At 68.7% G+C, this 17,798-nt stretch carries 15 protein-coding genes; 9 read left to right on the top strand and 6 right to left on the bottom strand.

Features of this window, described 5'->3' with window-relative positions; genetic code table 11:
- From A7A76_RS16155 to A7A76_RS16130, 6 genes are all read right to left on the bottom strand, one after another.
- The coding region (locus A7A76_RS16155; RefSeq protein WP_206412150.1) for an endonuclease V at positions 1 to 425 on the bottom strand (425 nt) is incomplete at its 3' end.
- A gap of 7 nt (positions 426 to 432) precedes the next feature.
- Positions 433 to 1,587: an AI-2E family transporter gene (locus tag A7A76_RS16150; protein WP_428995173.1), complete on the bottom strand. Its 1,155-nt coding sequence runs from the start codon at positions 1,585 to 1,587 to the stop codon at positions 433 to 435.
- Positions 1,588 to 2,030: 443 nt separating this feature from the next.
- The gene (locus A7A76_RS16145) at positions 2,031 to 2,405 is read right to left on the bottom strand and encodes a protein sip-5 (protein WP_206412148.1); all 375 of its coding nucleotides are present in this window, start codon (positions 2,403 to 2,405) and stop codon (positions 2,031 to 2,033) included.
- On the bottom strand, positions 2,402 to 2,923 hold the full coding sequence (locus A7A76_RS16140) for a phage holin family protein (protein ID WP_343225348.1): 522 nt from the start codon (positions 2,921 to 2,923) through the stop codon (positions 2,402 to 2,404). Before A7A76_RS16140 ends, A7A76_RS16145 begins: the two co-directional genes overlap by 4 nt.
- Entirely contained in the window at positions 2,924 to 3,286 is a 363-nt protein-coding gene (locus tag A7A76_RS16135) for a hypothetical protein (RefSeq protein ID WP_206412147.1), read from the bottom strand.
- A gap of 239 nt (positions 3,287 to 3,525) precedes the next feature.
- The gene (locus tag A7A76_RS16130) at positions 3,526 to 4,968 is read right to left on the bottom strand and encodes a Do family serine endopeptidase (RefSeq protein WP_206412146.1); all 1,443 of its coding nucleotides are present in this window, start codon (positions 4,966 to 4,968) and stop codon (positions 3,526 to 3,528) included.
- Between the two features lie 860 nt (positions 4,969 to 5,828).
- Between A7A76_RS16130 and A7A76_RS16125 the strand changes: the two genes are divergently transcribed.
- From A7A76_RS16125 to A7A76_RS16085, 9 genes are all read left to right on the top strand, one after another.
- Positions 5,829 to 7,982, top strand: a complete 2,154-nt coding sequence (locus tag A7A76_RS16125; RefSeq protein ID WP_206412145.1) for an adenosylcobalamin-dependent ribonucleoside-diphosphate reductase — start codon at positions 5,829 to 5,831, stop codon at positions 7,980 to 7,982.
- A gap of 250 nt (positions 7,983 to 8,232) precedes the next feature.
- A complete protein-coding gene (locus tag A7A76_RS16120) occupies positions 8,233 to 8,754 on the top strand; it encodes a hypothetical protein (RefSeq protein ID WP_206412144.1) in 522 nt (173 codons plus the stop codon).
- 113 nt (positions 8,755 to 8,867) lie between these two features.
- Positions 8,868 to 9,647 (top strand): NrdJb, encoded by a 780-nt coding sequence (locus A7A76_RS16115; protein ID WP_206412143.1) that lies wholly within the window; start codon positions 8,868 to 8,870, stop codon positions 9,645 to 9,647.
- A 58-nt stretch (positions 9,648 to 9,705) separates the two neighbouring features.
- Positions 9,706 to 10,779, top strand: a complete 1,074-nt coding sequence (locus A7A76_RS16110) for a DUF4105 domain-containing protein (RefSeq protein WP_206412142.1) — start codon at positions 9,706 to 9,708, stop codon at positions 10,777 to 10,779.
- 208 nt (positions 10,780 to 10,987) lie between these two features.
- On the top strand, positions 10,988 to 11,773 hold the full coding sequence (lepB, locus tag A7A76_RS16105) for a signal peptidase I (protein ID WP_206412141.1): 786 nt from the start codon (positions 10,988 to 10,990) through the stop codon (positions 11,771 to 11,773).
- A 389-nt stretch (positions 11,774 to 12,162) separates the two neighbouring features.
- Positions 12,163 to 12,495, top strand: coding sequence for a hypothetical protein (locus tag A7A76_RS16100; protein ID WP_206412140.1), 333 nt, complete (start codon positions 12,163 to 12,165; stop codon positions 12,493 to 12,495).
- Between the two features lie 385 nt (positions 12,496 to 12,880).
- Positions 12,881 to 13,015, top strand: coding sequence for a class III lanthipeptide (locus tag A7A76_RS16095; protein WP_206412139.1), 135 nt, complete (start codon positions 12,881 to 12,883; stop codon positions 13,013 to 13,015).
- A gap of 149 nt (positions 13,016 to 13,164) precedes the next feature.
- Positions 13,165 to 15,894, top strand: coding sequence for a class III lanthionine synthetase LanKC (lanKC, locus tag A7A76_RS16090; protein ID WP_206412138.1), 2,730 nt, complete (start codon positions 13,165 to 13,167; stop codon positions 15,892 to 15,894).
- A gap of 73 nt (positions 15,895 to 15,967) precedes the next feature.
- Entirely contained in the window at positions 15,968 to 17,785 is a 1,818-nt protein-coding gene (locus A7A76_RS16085) for an ABC transporter ATP-binding protein (protein ID WP_206412137.1), read from the top strand.
- The last annotated feature ends 13 nt before the right edge of the window (positions 17,786 to 17,798 follow it).

Raw genomic sequence — 17,798 nt, 5'->3', positions numbered from 1 at the left:
ACCGCGGCGCGCGCCAGCGCCGGGTCGAGGCCGGCGGCGGTCACGTACAGCGGCCGCGTGCCGCCGCCGCGCAGGACTTCGGCGTCCGCCGGCGTGTCGACGAAGCGGGTCTTGGCGACGCCGACCACGGCGCTGCGGCGCTGCAGCGATTGCCACAGATGCGCGCCGAGGCCGGGCCGGCCGGCGCCGTCGAGCCAGGCGTGGCCGTCGACGACGATGCAGTCCGGCGCGGCGTCGAGCCGGGCCAGCAGCGCGGTCAGGCACGGCAGTTCGCGGCGGTAGAACGCGCCGGGTTCGTAATCGGCGACCCGGTCGATGTCGACGGTCAGCGTCGCCGCCGCGTGCGGATCGCTCCAGTCGGCGAACAGCACCCCGGCCGCACGCGCGTTGGCGCCGAAATAGTGGACATCGGCGGCGAGGATCATGCCCCGCTCATTCCAGCAGCCGGGCCCAGCCGTCCAGGCCCTCGATCCGCGCCAGCACCAGCTTCACGCACACCAGCAGCGGCACCGCCAGCAGCAGGCCGACGATGCCCCACAGCCAGCCGAAGAACATCAGCGCCAGCATCAGCACCAGCGGCGACAGGCGCATGCGCCGGCCCAGCACCAGCGGCGTCACCACTTGCGACTCGATGGTGTGCAGGCCCAGGTACAGCCCCGCGGGCAGCAGCGACGGCCACAGTTCGTCGAACGCGACCAGCCCCATCACCAGCATCACCGCCACCCCGATCAACGGGCCGACGAACGGCGCGAAGTTGAGGATCGCGGCCATCGTGCCCCACAGCAGCGCCTCCTGCAGCGGCGTGCCCAGCGCGTACAGCGCGCCGGCCAGGGCCAGGCCCAGGCCGGTGTTGATGAGGCTGATGGTGAGCACGTAGCGCGAGATCTCGCGCTCGATCGAATGCAGGATGTCGATGGTGAGTCTCTTCTGCTGCTGGCTCGGCAGCAGGGCGATGGCGTTGCGCTGCAGCGATTCGCCGAACACCATGAAGAAGAAGGTCAGCAGCACCACCGCCAGCACCTGGGCCACGCGCTTGGGCGTGGTGGTCAACGCGCGGTAGGGATCGTCGAGCTCGGTCTTGACCACCTGCACCGGCTTGGCGGTGTTCTCGCCGCCGGCGGCGCGGGCGAAGTTCTGCGCGGCGCGGTTGGCGTCCTGCAGCGGCTTGGTCATCTGCCGCAGCTTGGGGCCGACCTGCTTGAGTTCCTTGGGCACCTGCCGCACCCATTCGCCGGCCGGTTCGGCCAGTTGCAGGGTCAGGGTGCCGGCGATGGCCAGGCCGCCGGCCAGCACCAGCAGCGCGGCCAGCAGCCGCGGCAGCCGCAGCCGGCCGAGCAGGCGCAGGATCGGATTGCCGACCAGGGCGAAGAACGCGGCCAGCAGGACCGGCAGCAGCAATTCCTGCGCCGCCCACAAGGTGTAGCCGAACGCGAGCGTGGCCAGGATCAGCAGCGACACCGGCCCGCGCGGGCGCGGCAGCGCGGGCGCGACGCCGGATTCGTCGGCGTCGCAAGCGGTGGCGGCGTCCGGCGCAGGCGGCGGGACGGAGTCGGTGGTGTTCGTGGCGGACGGCGGGGATGGGATCAAGGCGGCGGCGATGCGGCGGAACCGGCGCAAACTGTGCGCTCTTGCGCGTGTACGCGCCAGCATGCTGTGCGCAGGGCGCGCGGGGCGCATCGGGCCGGCCGGGGATCCCCTTTCGCTAGGGCCTGCGGCAAGCGCTCAAGGGGATCCCCGGCCGGCCCGATGCTCCGATTTTCGTGGGGTGGCGGGGAGAGCGTCGGTGGCGCGAACGGAGCGCCCGCGCCCGCAACAGCGCGACCCATTCGAACCATCAAAAGAGTTGGAGGGCCTTGGGCCGGGGAAGCTCCCCGCGGGCGTATGCCGCAGGCCCTAGCCCGCGGGGAGCTTCCCCGGCCCAAGGCCCGGGCTCCCGAAGTCTCGCTCACCGGCCCCGAGTCAAGCCGAAATCGAGCCGACTCAATCCGACTCAATCCGAATCAAGCCGAATCAAGCCGAATCAAGCCGAATCAAGCCGCGCTGCGTTCCGCCGCCGCCTGCGCCCCATCGGCCGCCTGCCCCGCCGCGCGCGCCGCGCGCCCGGCCTGTCCGGCCGCTTGCCCCGCTTCGTCCGCCGCCTGCTGCGCGCCGGCGCCGGCGAACAGCCCCGACAGCAGGCTCACGATCTGCATCAGATTGCCGCTCTTGACCGCGATCTTGACCGGCTCGGCGCGGCCCATGAAGAAACCGGTCACCAGCCCCGCGACCACGATCCGCCCCGGCGTCCACGCCTCGCGCCAGGTCTTGAGCAACACCTGCTTGCGCTCCTGCACCTGCTCGTAGCGGCCCACGAGCAAACGCTCGCGCTTGTCCACGCGCCGCTGCAAGCGATCGAACCGGCTCATCGCGCCTCCTTGGGTTGCCGCGCGTCGACCTCGCGATCGTCGTCGTCGTCGTCGTGGCCCAGGCCCATGCGCCGCAACTGCCGCCGCGTCGCCGCGAGCCGGGTGTATTCGAAATAACGCAACGCCTGCCACGCGCCGATCGCGGTCACCACCAGGCTGAGCCCGGCCGCGGCCGACATCGACGCCAGCCACGACCAGCCCAGCACGCCCTGCAACAGCGCGATCAACGCCGCCATCAACAACAGCCACGAGGACGCGCCGAACACGATCGCCACCGCCACCCACATCAGCGCCCGGCCCAGCGCGCTGCGGGCCAGGGCCAGATCGGCGATCAACAGGCCGCGCAGCGCGCGGCCGGTGTCGAGCGCGGCCGACAGGCCTTCGCGGCCGGCATCGCCGATCTCGCGCACCGCGTCCTCCAGCGGCAGCGGCCCCTGTCGGGGCTCGCTGCGGTCGCCGTCGGCGCGCGGGGCTTCGCCCGGCGCGCGCTCGGCGTTGGGCGCGTGGCTTGCGCTCACTTACTTGTCGCCGCTGCGGGCGAGCTTGGCGATGATGAAGCCGGCGGCGAAGGCGACGCCGAACGACGCCAGCGGACGCTCGCGCACCAGCTCGGCGGCGCTTTCGATCAGATCGCGGCCCTTGTCCATCAGCGCGTCGACCTGCTCGCGCGCGGCGCCGCCGGCGTGCTCGGCCGCGGCGATGCCGGCCAGCGCGCTGTCGGCCAGATCGGACTTGACGTTGGCCTTGCCGAGCTTCAGCTCTTCGCCGGCCACGCCGGCGGCGCTGCGGATCGCTTCGCCGGCGTCGGCGGCGGCCTGCTTGAGGTGGCTGCCGGCCTGGCCGAGGTTGCTCTTGACGTTATCGGTCGAGGTGGGGGACATCGTGGTTTCCTCCGTATTGCTGCGGGAATGAACCGCGGAACGTGTCCCGGGTTCGGCGTGCCGCGGTCGGGCCGGGCGATGCGGCGGCCCTTGCGCGGCGTTGAACGGGTGTCGCAGGGCGCGGCCGCCGTGGCGGCCGTGCGTGGGCGCGGTCGATCTCACTCGATGGTTCGATCTAGGCGCCCCGATCTTAGCGGGCCGATGTTAACGGCCCGCGTGCGCCGGGCGGAACGGCGCAGTCAGCGAAGCGCCAGGTTGCCGACGTTGTTGCCGCGCTGCACGCGCAGCAGCAACTGTGCCGGGGCGCGCGTGAAGCTCGCGCGGAAGCCCGGAAGATCGTCGAAATTTCCGCTGCTGGCCGCAAGAATGATGTCGTCCTTGCGCAAATCGTTGGCCTCGGCGCGACTGCCGCGGGCCACGCTTTCCACCACCACGCCCGACAGGCCGGACTGGCGCAGGCGTTCGGGCAGTTCGCCGAAACTGGCGCCGGCCAGGCGCGGATCCAGATCGGCGCCGGCCAGCGAGCGCGGCTGCTCGCGCAAGGTGGCGTTGAGCTGCAGCGCCTGGCCGTCGCGGCGCACGTCCAGCGCGATCTTGCTGCCGATCGACTGCAGGCCTTCGAAATTGCGCAGCGCATCGCGCCCGTCCACGCGCTGGCCGTTGGCCGCCAGGATCACGTCGCCCGCGCGCAGCCCGGCCGCGGCCGCGGCGCTGCCGGCGAACACGCGCGAGACCAGCGCGCCGCGCGGCTCGGCCAGCTTCAGCGCGGCCGCCAGCTGCGGCGTCACGTCCTGCGATTCCAGCCCCAGGGTGCCGCGGCGCACGACGCCGTTGTTGGCGATCAACTGGTCCTTGATGTTGCGCGCCAGGTTCACCGGAATCGCGAAGCCCAGGCCGATGTTGCCGGCCATGCTGCCCTGCGGATTGAAGCTGGCGGTGTTGATGCCGATCAGCTCGCCGTTGAGATTGACCAGCGCGCCGCCGGAATTGCCCGGATTGATCGAGGCGTCGGTCTGGATGAAGTTCTGGTAGCCCAGCCCGCGCAGGCCGCTGCGGCCCACCGCCGAGACGATGCCGGAGGTGACGGTCTGGCCGATGCCGAACGGGTTGCCGACCGCGACCACGAAATCGCCGACCCGCAGCGCGTCGGAATCGGCCAGCGAAATCGCGCTGAGGTTCTGCGCCGGGATGCGCATCAGCGCCACGTCGGTGTCCGGGTCGGAGCCGATGAAGTCGGCCTTGACCGTGCGCCCGTCGGCCAGCGTCACCGAGACCTCGTCGGCGCCTTCGATGACGTGGTGGTTGGTCAGCACGTAACCGTTCTTGGCGTCGATGATGACGCCCGAGCCCAGCGACTCGTTGATCCGCTCCTGCGGGATGTTGGGGAACATGCGGCGGAAGATCGGATCGTTGGCGAACGGGTTGCGGATGCGCACGGTCTGCTTGGTGTGCACGCTGACCACCGCCGGGGTGACCCGCTGCAGCATCGGCGCCAGCGACGGCAGTTGCTGGCCGGCGACCGAGGCCGGCAGCGCCGCCACGGCCGGTACGGTCACCGCCGGGATCGCCGGCGGCGGCGCGGCCTGCGCCGGCGCTTCCAGGCCTTCGCGGATGGCGGTGGCGGCGAAACCGCCGAACGCGGCGGCCAGGGCGAGGGTCAACAAGGTCGGCAAGGGGCGCATCGTGTCGCGGTTCCGAAGTTGCGTGGACGGGAGGGGCGGAACGAACGCCGCGGCGGCGTGCGTTCCCGGAGCGTGTGTCGATACAGCAATCGTGGCGGCGGACCGCGGCTTCAAGCGCCGCGCGCGGGCTTGGACCGCGACGGCCGCGAGTCGTTCCGGCGCCGCTGTGCAGTGTTGGAGAGCGGCAATAAATACCCGATGAAGTCGCCGCCGTCGCGCTGCGCGTCGCAGGCGCGTTGCGCGCGCGGCATCCGCGGCCGCGGCCGGGCTGCGACCCCGGTCGCGGCGAAACCCTGCGAAGCGTGATAGTCATCAACAAGCCGTTGACTTCCGGGAACGCCGGGCGTAGCGTTGATCCCCTGCGAGGCCACAACATCTAGTGGTCGGCCCCGCGGAGGGAGCCCAAGCGTAGGGGTTCGGCTTGGGAAGGTCTTCACGTCTCCTTGAGGCAGGACATGCTCATGACGAGAGCGGACGCGAACCTCGCAACCATCCAAAAGGCAGCACGCGACGCGTAGCCAACGCGCCGCGCGCATCGTCGTCGGCGGGGGGCCGGCGGCGCGCTCGCAACGACCCGCGCCGGGCCGCCATCGCCCGAGCGGATGCAATCCACCCGCGACGGTTCCTACACACGTGAATCGATACACAACACGCCAGTGAGGAACACCGTTTCGGGGCACAAGAAGAAAGTCCCGATTACCGGTTCGACCCGCTTCACCGATGCAGCAGTGGCACCACCCGTGCTGTGACCCGGCACATTGCGACACCGAAGCAGCATCCCCCGATTACCTCGTACAAAGAAACCACCGGCGGCGGGCGCAAGCCAACGGCCCGCCGCCATTGAAGGAGACGAAACAGGCATGAGCACCGTGCGCCTCGAGGCGGTCAAGCACCCGGCGGCAGAGCAGGAGATCGCGCTGCAGCCCGCGTCCCAGGACATCTGGGACAAGAAGTACCGGCTCAAGACCAAGTCGGGGGACGCGGTCGATGCCGACATCGACGGAACCTACCAGCGCGTGGCGCGGGCCCTGGCCGACGCCGAGCCCAACGCCGAGAAGCAGCAGTACTGGTACGAGCGTTTCGTCTGGGCGCTGCGCCGCGGCGCCATCCCCGCCGGCCGCATCACCTCCAACGCCGGCGCGCTGGAGCACAAGCCGGCCACCTCGACCATCAACTGCACGGTCTCGGGCACCATCGAAGATTCGATGGACGGGATCCTGGAGAAGGTCCACGAGGCCGGCCTGACCCTCAAGGCCGGCTGCGGCATCGGCTACGAATTCTCGACCCTGCGTCCGCGCGGCGCCTTCGTCGCCGGCGCCGGCGCCTACACCTCCGGCCCGATGTCCTTCATGGACATCTACGACAAGATGTGTTTCACCGTGTCCTCGGCCGGCGGCCGCCGCGGCGCGCAGATGGGCACCTTCGACGTCAGCCATCCCGACGTGAAGGACTTCATCCGCGCCAAGCGCGAAGACGGCCGCCTGCGCCAGTTCAACCTGTCGCTGCTGATCACCGACGGCTTCATGGAAGCGGTCGACAGCGACGCCGACTGGCCACTGGTGTTCCCGGTCAACATCAAGGAACAGGGCGACCTGGACCTGGAGAACCCCGAGCAGACGGTCTGGCGCGACTGGCCGACCCACCGCAACTACATCGTCCGCGACGACGGCCTGGTGGCGTGCAAGATCTACGGCCACATCCGCGCCCGGCACCTGTGGGACATGATCATGGTCTCGACGTACGACTACGCCGAGCCGGGCTTCATCCTGATCGACCGCGTCAACGAGATGAACAACAACTGGTGGTGCGAGACCATCCGCGCCACCAACCCCTGCGGCGAGCAGCCGCTGCCGCCCTACGGCGCCTGCCTGCTGGGGTCGGTCAACCTGACCAAGTTCGTGCGCAACGCCTTCACCGACCGGGCCGAGTTCGACTGGGAGGAATACAAGGAAGTCGTGCGCGTGTTCACCCGCATGCTCGACAACGTGGTCGAGGTCAACGGCCTGCCGCTGGAGCAGCAGCGCAACGAGATCATGCGCAAGCGCCGCCACGGCATGGGCTTCCTCGGCCTGGGCAGCACGGTCACGATGCTGAAGATGAAGTACGGCTCGGCCGAGTCGTGCGAGTTCACCGAGCGCATCGCCCGCGAGATGGCCGTGGCCGGCTGGGAGATGGGCCTGGCGCTGGCGAAGGAAAAGGGCCCTGCGCCGATCATGGACGAGATCTTCACCGTCACCGCCGAGATGCTGCGCAAGCGCCCGGAAATGAAGCGCGACGGCTGGACCGTCGGCCAGGAGATCCCGGGCAAGGTGCTGCACGCCAAGTACTCGCGCTACATGCAGCGGGTGGCCGAGGCCGCGCCGGAGCTGGTCGAGGAGCTGGCCGAAACCGGCTCGCGCTTCACCCACCACAGCTCGATCGCGCCGACCGGCACCATCTCGCTGTCGCTGGCCAACAACGCCTCCAACGGCATCGAGCCGTCCTTCGCCCATCACTACAGCCGCAACGTGATCCGCGAGGGCAAGAAGTCGAAGGAAAAGGTCGACGTCTACTCGTTCGAGCTGCTGGCCTACCGCGAACTCATCAACCCCAAGGCGATGCCGTTCAGCGACGAGGCCGAGGCCCGCCTGCCGGACTACTTCATCGCCGCCGACGACATCACCCCCAAGGAACACGTCGACGTCCAGGCCGCCGCGCAGAAGTGGGTGGATTCCTCGATCTCCAAGACCGCGAACGTGCCCACGGACTACCCGTACGAGCAGTTCAAGGACATCTACCGCTACGCCCACCAGCAAGGCCTCAAGGGCTGCACCACCTTCCGCTTCAACCCGGCCGCCTTCCAGGGCGTGCTGGTCAAGGAAGCGGACCTGGAGAACACCACCTACCGCTTCGAGCTCGAAGACGGCAGCGTGCTGGAGGTCAAGGGCAACGAGCAGATCGAATACGACGGCGAGATGCACACCGCCGCCAACCTGTTCGACGCGCTGAAAGAAGGCTACTACGGCAAGTTCTGACGGCGCGCCCGCCGCGCGCCGCCGGCCCCGGGCCGGACGGCGCGAAGGCGGGCGTTCCCGTTCAGGCGGCGCCGCGGACTCGCCGATTTGCGATGCGCGACGCCGTCCCGGTTTTCCGCCGTTGGTCGCAGCGGCGCGCGCCCTCTGTTTTTACGGCGCGCCGCGGGTATAGCATCACTCCGGCAACACCCCGATTGCTGCACGTAACCATGCGTACGCCCAAGACGATACCGCCCACCAGGAGGGCACAATGAGCAACGGTAATGGAGTGACGGCGACCCTGACCCAGGCGGCCGAGAACGTGAAGGAAACCGCGTCCAACCTCGGCAGCGCCATCGCCACGCGCGCCGAAGAGGCCGTGGCCTCGGTCAAGCAGACCGCCAAGCGCGCCCGCAAGGCCGCCAAGAAGGCGGTCGGCGACGCCAAGAAGAAGCTGGCCAAGGCCAGCGCCACCGCCAAAAAGGAAGCCTCCTCGCTGAAGGCCAAGGCCACCGGCAAGAAGGCCGCCGCCAAGAAGACCGCGAAGAAGGCGGCCAAGAAGGTCGCCAAGAAAGCCGCGACCAAGAAGGCCGCCGCGAAGAAGGCGGTGAAGAAGGCGGTCAAGGCGGTCAAGAAGGCCGCGGCGAAGAAGGCGCCGGCGAAGAAGGCCGCCACCAAGAAAGCCGCCGCCAAGAAAGCGCCGGCCAAGAAAGCCGCCAAGAAGGCGGTGAAGAAGGCCGCGGCCAAGAAGGCGCCGGCGAAGAAGGCCGCCAAGAAGGCCGCCAAGCGCTGAGTTCCGCGAAGTCCCTCTCCCGTCCCGCGACGGGAGAGGGCAGGGCGGCAACCCCGCCCGGCAACGACGTTCCCCCACAGCACCAGTAGCGCAGCAACGCAGGAGTCGGGCCCATGGCCGTCAAGATCGAGAAGAAAATCAAGGGCTACAGCGTGGTCACGCCGGAAGACAAGGCCAAGGAGGCGGCAAAGGCGGCCGCCGCCAGCGCCGCATCCGTGAAGGCAGAAGAACTGCCCATGGCCGACGTCATCCAGATGCACGAACGCATCGAGCGCCCCGAGATCCTGATCGGCTCGACCTACAAGATCAAATCGCCGCTGTTCGAGCACGCGCTGTACGTGACCATCAACGACATCGTGCTCAACGCCGGCACCGAACACGAACTGCGCCGTCCGTTCGAGATCTTCATCAACTCCAAGAACATGGACCACTTCCAGTGGATCGTGGCGCTCACGCGCATCATGTCGGCGGTGTTCCGCAAGGGCGGCGACGTGACCTTCCTGGTCGACGAGATGAAGGCCGTGTTCGACCCGCGCGGCGGCTACTTCAAGGCCGGCGGCGTCTACATGCCCTCGCTGGTGGCCGAACTCGGCGCGATCGTCGAAGACCACCTCAAGTCGATCGGCATGATCCACGACCCGGAAATGAGCGACGCCCAGCGCGAACTCATCGCCGAGAAGCGCCGCGCCTACGAAGAACGCTCAAAAAAAAACCCTGACGCCGGCGCCTCGATCACCGTAGTCGCCCCGCGCAGCGAAGACGTCACCGTCACCGGCGACGGCGCCAGCTTCCCGCCCAGCGCGACCATGTGCCACAAGTGCAATACCAAGGCGGTGGTGATCATGGACGGCTGCGCGACCTGCTTGAACTGCGGATATTCGAAGTGCGGCTGAGGCGGTGGCGCCGGCGCGGTTAAAGTAGCGAACGAAGTCTGTTCGCCGGGAGCCCACGATGCCAGTCGAAACGATCCCGCCGTCGCCCGGCGGAGGCGGGCGCTGGGTGCGCATCGTCGCGCGAGCGCTCGCGGCGGCGGCGATCGTGGCGGCGACGGCCTGGGGCGCGGGCTTGATCGGATTCCAGTTGCCGGGCGCGCCGTCGTCGCGCGGCGCGTTGATCGCGCTGTGGTGCGCGCTGGGCATCGCCTCGGCCGTGGCTCTTGGGTTGCGCCGGACGGCGATGCGCAAGCCCGCTCTGGCCGCATTCGCGGCGGGATTCGCCGCCTTGCTGGCGTGGTGGCTGTCGCTCGCGCCCTCGCACCATCGCGACTGGGCCGACGACGTCGCCCGCCTGCTCGACGCGCAGGTGAGCGGCGACCGGGTGGTGCTGCGCAACGTGCGCAACTTCGAATGGCGCAGCGAAACCGACTACACCCCGCGCTGGGAAACCCGCGAGTACGATCTCTCGCGCCTGTCCAGCGCCGACCTGGTGCTGTCGTACTGGATGGGGCCGGACATCGCCCACACCCTGGTCTCGTTCGGATTCGACGACGGCCGGCGGGTGGTGTTCTCGCTCGAGATCCGCAAGGAGCGCGGCGAAAGCTTCTCCGCGCTGGGCGGTTTCTTCCGCCGCTACGAACAGGTGCTGGTGGCCGCCGACGAGCGCGACATCGTCCGCACCCGCAGCAACGCGCGCGGCGAAGACGTCTATCTGTACCGCCTGAACATTCCGCCGCGGACGCTGCGGCCGATGTTCCTCGGCTTCCTCGCCAAGGCCGGCGCGCTGCAGCGCGAGCCGGCGTTCTACAACACCTTGACCAGCAACTGCACCACGGTCGTGTTCGAGATCGCCCGCCACGTCGTGCCGGACCTGCCGCTGGACTATCGCCTGCTGGCGGCCGGGCACTTCGCCGAGTACGTCTACGATCGCGGCGGTCTGACGCCGGGCTACAGCTACTCGCAGCTGCACGAACGCGGCTACATCAACCCGCGTGCGCTCGCGGTTCCGGCCGATGCCGATGCGGGTGCGTTCTCGCGTGCGATCCGGCGCGGGGTGCCTGGGGTTCCTGCCGCGGAGACGGCGCCTTGAGGCTGTCGGCTCGCGATTAGTCGCCGTCGCCGCGCCCGAACGCGCGTGGCCGGCGCCGGGCCGCTTTTCCGTGGCGCGCTCATCGCACAGCGACCATGACTTGTGGCAGACGTCGCCGCGCGCGATCGGCGCACACTCGCCCAGGCGCCGGCCGCTGCCTGCGCCCGCGGCGGCATGGAGCCGCCGTCCGGGATTCCAGGAGCCAACGATGCGCTGGTTCGAAATCGCGCTGGTCTCGCTGACCGCCCTGAGCGGTCTGATCTGGCTGCTCGACAAGCACGTGCTGGCCAAGCGCCGCGCGGCCCGCGCCGGCTTGTTGGACGACGGTGGCGAGCCGTGGATCGTCGACTATTCCAAGTCGTTCTTCCCGGTGCTGCTGCTGGTGCTGCTGCTGCGCACCTTCCTCGCCGAGCCGTTCCGGATCCCGTCGAACTCGATGATGCCGACGCTGTTGACCGGCGACTTCATCCTGGTCAACAAGTTCGTCTACGGCTTGCGCCTGCCGATCAGCAACCACAAGCTGCTCGCCCTGGGCGGGCCCGAGCGCGGCGACGTAGTGGTGTTCCATTCGGTGCGCCAGCCCGGCATCAACCTGGTCAAGCGCGTGGTCGGCCTGCCCGGCGACCGGGTCGAATACCGCGACGGCCGGCTGACGATCAACGGCGAGGCGGTCGCGCTCGCGCCGGTCGGCACCTACACCGGCGTGCGCAGCGGCGCGGAGATGACCGGCGCGCAGGAGCTGCAGGAGGCATTGGGCCGCCACGTCCACCGCATCCTGCTGAGCCCGCAGACGCGCCGCCTGGACCAGGCCGAAGGCGAGTGGACCGTGCCGGCCGACCAGTACTTCGTCATGGGCGACAACCGCGACAACAGCGACGACAGCCGTTACTGGGGTTATCTGCCGGAGCGCAATCTGGTCGGGCGCGCGTTCCTGATCTGGCTGAATTTCGACGACGGGTTCGACACCGGCCGCATCGGCCGATCGATTCCCTGAGCGACGGCGCCGCGACGGCGCGGCGTTTTCGTCGGCCTTCGGCCCGCGCCGGGGCGCCGGCCTTGCCGCAACGCAGCGCCGGGCTCCTGCTGTCCAGCGCAGCGAACGACGCGCTGTTGACGCGGCACCCAACGCACACTGCGGCACGTTATGTGTTCCGCATGTCCCCGCTGTCGTCGAGCGTATCGCCGGTGCTTTGTAGTGACCTGATCCCGTTGCGGCGACCCAAACGCCGGGCCGAGCGTTCGGGTTCGCTGCCATCATCTCGTGCGCCGCCGTGCAACCGACTGGCTGAACACAGACGTTGAGCAACCCGAACCCGTGCTGTCGGTCGCGTCGCTCCTCATGGCGCGATGGCGCGAGAGGGCATTCGAAACTCAGGACGCCTCATGTGCGACCACATCCGCGCCAAGCGTCGCGTCGCGGTTTCGTTCATCAAGGCGGTGCTGCGAGTGCAGCATGAAACCTCGCGCCCGCAGCGAAATGTGATTGCGTCGGCACCGCTGTGTTCGTGCTCGCGAAGCGATGTGGCGATGCGTTCGAATGCGCGCATCGCCGCGTCGTCCGCATCCTCGGGATGCGAAGCGCTGCGTCGCATTCGGCGGTTATTTCAAGCTTCGCGAAGCGCTGTGGTGAATTTCGGTTGCATTAAAAAAACACTTCCGGGTGCGTCGATCCGCTGCGCGCGGTTCGATGTTTCGTCGCCGCTCATCGGTGAGTGAATTTCGATTCGCCGATACGAGTGACGTATCACTGTTTTATCGTTTTTACGATGAGCACGATGCGCCCCGACGGGTTAAGGACGACTGTTGGATGCCGTGTCTGTGCACTCAGGAAGAGCTTGCGTCGCCGCCGTTGGGAAGCGCGCGGCCTCTCCCCCGAACGATCGCTCCCTGTGCGCGCCTCCACGTCCGAGGTCGTGCGTTTTCGCCTTGTGGATTCGCCGGAACGGAGGCCGGCGAAGCTGTCAAGCGCTGCAGAGCTTGAGGCTAAGCGAGACCGGATCGCGGCGCCCGCCGTCTCCGGACGCGCCCGAGAAGCCTTCAGGACGGAGGTTTCGAGGCGCGAGGAATGATTTTCCTATCATCAATCGACAAGGAGTTTTCAATGGACCGCATCCTTAAGCTGCAAGAACTGCCGACCTACAACGACCAGCAGCAGCCGGGCGACAGCACCGCGACCTCGGGGTCGACCTCGAGCTGCAACGCTTGCGTCTGCGAGACGATTCCGACCGCGGTGTAAGCCGGCCGTTCGGTTATCGCCTGCTACGGCAGGTCGAGAGGGAGCGCGCGCTCCCTCTCTCTTCCCGGGCGGCGCGGGCGTCCGCGGCGCGGAATCGATACAGATGTTCCAACGCAAGACGTAGCCACGACATCGGCAGGGAGAGGGACATGGCGGAGATGCTGGTTGGGGACAAGGTGCTGTACTCGCTGGTCCGGGGCGATTATTACGAGCCCGTATCGCGTTATCGGCCCACGCGCGAGCACTTCTACGACCCGGTGCGGCGGCTGTTGCCCGAGGAGTGGGACATCCAGCAGCACAACGTCTGGTACGGCTGCACCTACAAGGGCGCCGAGATTCCCGCGCAGGGCTGGAAGATCCACCTGTCCGCCACGCCCGCGCACGCGCCGGCGATCCTGATGACGGTGGCGCGCCTGCTGGCGCCGCAGAAGGTGACCTTCAAGTTCCTGACCGACCGCACCATGCTGTGGCTGTCGAACGGCAAAGGCTGGAGCCGCGGCGCGTCGGGGAAGTTCATCACCGTCTATCCCACCGACACCGACCATTGCGCCCAGCTGCTGGAATCGCTGTACGAGGCGACCATCGGCTACTGGGGGCCGTACATCCTGTCCGACCGGCGTTATCGCGACAACCGCATCCTGCATTACCGCTATGGCGGCCTGTTGCCGGTCAAGCGCCTGGACGTGAGCGGCACTGCGGTGCACGTGATTCAGGACAAGGACGGCAACTACGTCGACGACAAGCGCACGCCGTTCTTCAACCTGCCGCCCGAGGTCGAGGATCCGTTCCTCAAGCACAGCGTCGCCGCCGTGGACGATGCCGAGCCGGGCACGCTCAAGAACGGGCGCTACGAGATCGAGGCCGCGCTCGCGGTCAGCAATTCCGGCGGCGTGTACCTCGCGCTGGACCGGCACGAGGGGCGCAAGGTCGTCATCAAGGAAGGCCGGCCGTACACCAACGTGTCGGTGCGCGGGCTCGACGCCGTGCAATTGATGAAGAAGGAGCACCGGCTGCTGCGCCTGGTCGAAGACCTGGACATTTCCGCCCGGCCGCTGGATTTCTTCATCGACTGGGAACACGCCTACCTGGTCGAAAGCTACCTGGAGGGCGGCAACACCCTGCGCAACTACTTCGCCAACATCAGCCTGACCATGCGCACGCGCGCCGGCCCGGACGAGAGCCGCGAGTACTACCGCCTCTACCGCACGCTGTTCACCCAGCTGGCGACCATGCTCAAGTCGCTGCACGAGCGCAACATCGTGTTCAGCGACCTGTCCATGACCAACGTGCTGGTGATCGAGCGCGAAGGCGACGACCCGCTGCTCAAGCTGATCGACTTCGAGGGCGCCTACGAGGAAGGCATCGACCTGCCGACGCACCTGATGACGCCGGGCTTCTCGCCGCAGGAAGCCATGGACCGCGGCATGGCCACGCGCCAGGACGACTACTACGCCTTGGGCAGCCTGATGATGGTCGGCCTGTTCCCGATGAACCCGTTGCTGGTGCTCGATCGCGACGCCCACGAGCGCTATCTCGAAGCGTTCCAGCGCGACTTCGACTTTCCCCCGCACCTGGCCGACCTGATTCGCCGCCTGCTCGGGCGCGATACCGACAAACGGCCGGACATCGACGAGATCCTGCGCATCCTGGCGATCGGGCACGAGCCGCGCGCGCCGCACGTCGGCACCCACGAGATCGACGCGGCCGACCTCGAAGACACCATCGCGCGGGTGCTGGAGCACTGCGACGCCGCCGCCGATTTCGAACGCCGCGACCGGCTGTTCCCGGCCGACCCGACCGTGTACGAGACCAATCCGCTGAGCCTGGGCCACGGCGCCTGCGGCGTGGCCTATGCCATGCACCGCATCCGCGGGCATGTCGATCCGCGCGTGCTGGAGTGGATCCGCTCGCACCCGGTCGACGGCGTCAACTATGCGCCGGGGCTCTACGTCGGCCTGTCCGGCATCGCCTGGTCGATGCTGGACATGGGGCTGCGCGAGGAAGCCGTAACGATGCTGGGCCACGCCAAGGACCACCGCCTGCTGTGGAGCTCGCCGAACCTGTTCCACGGCGCCGCGGGCTGGGGCATGGCGCAACTGCGGTTCTTCCTCGCCACCGGCGACGGCGCCTATCTTGAAGAAGCGCGCAAGGCCGGCCGCTTCCTGGTCGAGAGCCGCGAGGTCGAGCCGGAACTGCACGACGGCTGTTTCTGGAGCTCGCCCGAAGGCATTTCCGCCAGCCTCGGCCACGGCACCGCCGGCGTCGCCCTGTTCCTGCTGTATCTGCACCTGGCCACCGGCGACGGCGCGTACCTGGCGGTCGGACGGCAGGGCCTGAACTGGATCCTGGACAAGGCCGTGCGCCGGCGCGAGGAAGGCGGCATGTCCTGGATCGCGCGCGACCGCACGCCGAGCCTGATGCCGTACTGGCGCTGGGGCAGCTCGGGCATCGGCCGGACCTTCCTGCGCTACTGGCACGTCACCGGCGATGCGAGCTACGCCGAGGCGGTGGCCGACATCCATGTCGACTGCGACCGCAAGTACGCGATCTTCCCGGGCTATTTCCTCGGCCTGGCCGGCATCGTCGACATGTACCTGGACCTGGCGCGCTTCCCGCAGTGGGAAGACCGCGCCATGGCCAGCGCGCGCAAGCTGCTGGCCGGCTGCATGCTGTTTCCGGTGCGCCGCGGCAACGCGTTGGCGTTTCCCGGCGAGTCGCTCAACCGCATCAGCTGCGACTACGGCACCGGCGGCGCCGGCGTGGCCTTGATGATGCATCGGTACCGCACGCGCGGCGGCGCGTCGTTCATGCTCGACGAACTGCTTCCGGACTGGTCGGCGCAGGATCGGCCGGAATCGCTGCAAGCGGCGCTCGGATGAGCGCCGCCCCCGGCTCGCGCGGATTTCGGCGGTCGTCGCGGCGTCGGCGCGCGGCGGCAGGGCGCGGCGCGCGATGAACGACAGCCCGCATCCGAACGGCAGCGCCCAGGGCGGCGTGCAGCTGCGCCGCATCGCAGCGCTGAGCCGGCCGCATGTGCGCGGGATCCTGTACTGCCTCGCGCTGATCATGGCCGCCACCGCGATCCAGCTGCTGATGCCGATGGGCATCCAGCAGCTGTTCGACCGCGCCCTGGTCGGCCGCGAGATCGGCACGATCCATCTGCTGGCGCTGGGGCTGCTGGGGATCCTGGTCGTGCGTTCGGTGCTCAGCTACGCCGGCCAGTTCCGGCTGCAGGCGATCGGCGACATCATCATCGCCGACCTGCGCACGCGCCTGTTCGAACATCTGCATACGCTCGGGCTCGACTACCACCACCGCCAGCGCATCGGCGACCTGCTGTCGCGGCTCAGCAACGACGTGGGCTCGGTCCGCCACATCGTCGCCAACCTGCCGGTGTTCGTGGCCATCAACTGCTTCCAGTGCATCGGCGCGACCGCGGTGATGCTGTCGATGAACTGGCGGCTGGGCCTGGTGGTGCTGACGATGGCGCCGATGGCGACGGTGCTGAGCCGGATCTACGGGCCGATATTCGAACGCCTGTCGACGCGGATCCAGGACGAACTGGCGCGCTCGACCACCATCGCCCAGGAATCGCTGAGCGGAATCGAGGTGGTCAGCACCTATGCGCGGGCGCCCTACGAAGCGCAGCGCTATCGCGGCGGCGTGCAGCGCTATCTGGAGGTGGTGCTGACGATGCGCCGCACCGATGCGCTGTACAGCGCGCTGACCATCTTCGTGACCACCTTCGCCACCATCGTGGTGTTCTGGTACGGGGGGCTGCAGGTCGTCGCCGGCGCGCTCAGCGCCGGCAGCCTGGTCGCGTTCCTGCTGTACTCGCTGAACATCACCCAGAGCGTCGCCTCGCTGTCGCAGCATTACTCCGCGTACAAGCAGGCGGCCGGGGCCTCGCGGCGGGTGTTCGAGCTGCTGGACGTGCGGCCGGACATCAACGACCGGCCCGGCGCAGTCGCGCTGTCCTGCGAACGCGCCACGGTGCGCTTCGTCGGCGTCGGCTTCGCCTATCGGCCGGACGCGCCGGTGCTGACGGACATCCACCTGGAGGCGCGGCCCGGCGAGACCGTCGCCCTGGTCGGCCACAGCGGCGCGGGCAAGTCGACCCTGATCAAGCTGATCCCGCGCCTGTACGAGGTCGGCGCCGGCGCGATCGAGATCGACGGGCGCGACATCCGCGACTACACGGTGGAATCGCTGCGCCAGGCGATATCGGTGGTGTCGCAGGACGTGTTCCTGTTCGGCGCGAGCGTGCGCGACAACATCCGCTACGGCCGGCTCGACGCCAGCGACGAAGAGGTGGAGGCCGCGGCGCGCGCGGCCAACGCGCACGAGTTCATCGAGCGGATGAGCGCCGGCTACGACACCCAGGTCGGCGAACGCGGTCTGCAGCTCAGCGGCGGACAGCGCCAGCGTTTGTCGATCGCGCGCGCCCTGCTCAAGGACGCGCCGATCCTGCTGCTCGACGAGGCGACCTCGGCGATCGACAACGAATCCGAGGCGCTGATCCAGTCGGCGATCGACCGGCTCAAGGCGCGGCGCACGACCTTCGTCATCGCCCATCGTCTGGCGACGGTGCGCAACGCCCATCAGATCCTGGTCATGGCGGGCGGGCGAATCGTGCAGCGTCCGGGCTACGAGGAGTTCATCGCCCGCAGCGCCGCCCAGGCGCCGCAGGCGCAACGCCCGGGCGCGGCGTACCTGCCGGGCGAGGCCGCCGCCTACGCCGAGCCCGCGTTCGTGGAGCGCGGCGCATGAGCCGGCGGCTCGA

The organism is Lysobacter enzymogenes (genome assembly GCF_017168095.1).
GTDB classification, from domain to species: Bacteria; Pseudomonadota; Gammaproteobacteria; order Xanthomonadales; family Xanthomonadaceae; genus Lysobacter; species Lysobacter enzymogenes_D.
The sequence above is the reverse complement of the archived record's forward strand: the minus strand, read 5'-3'. Positions and strand labels throughout refer to the sequence as shown.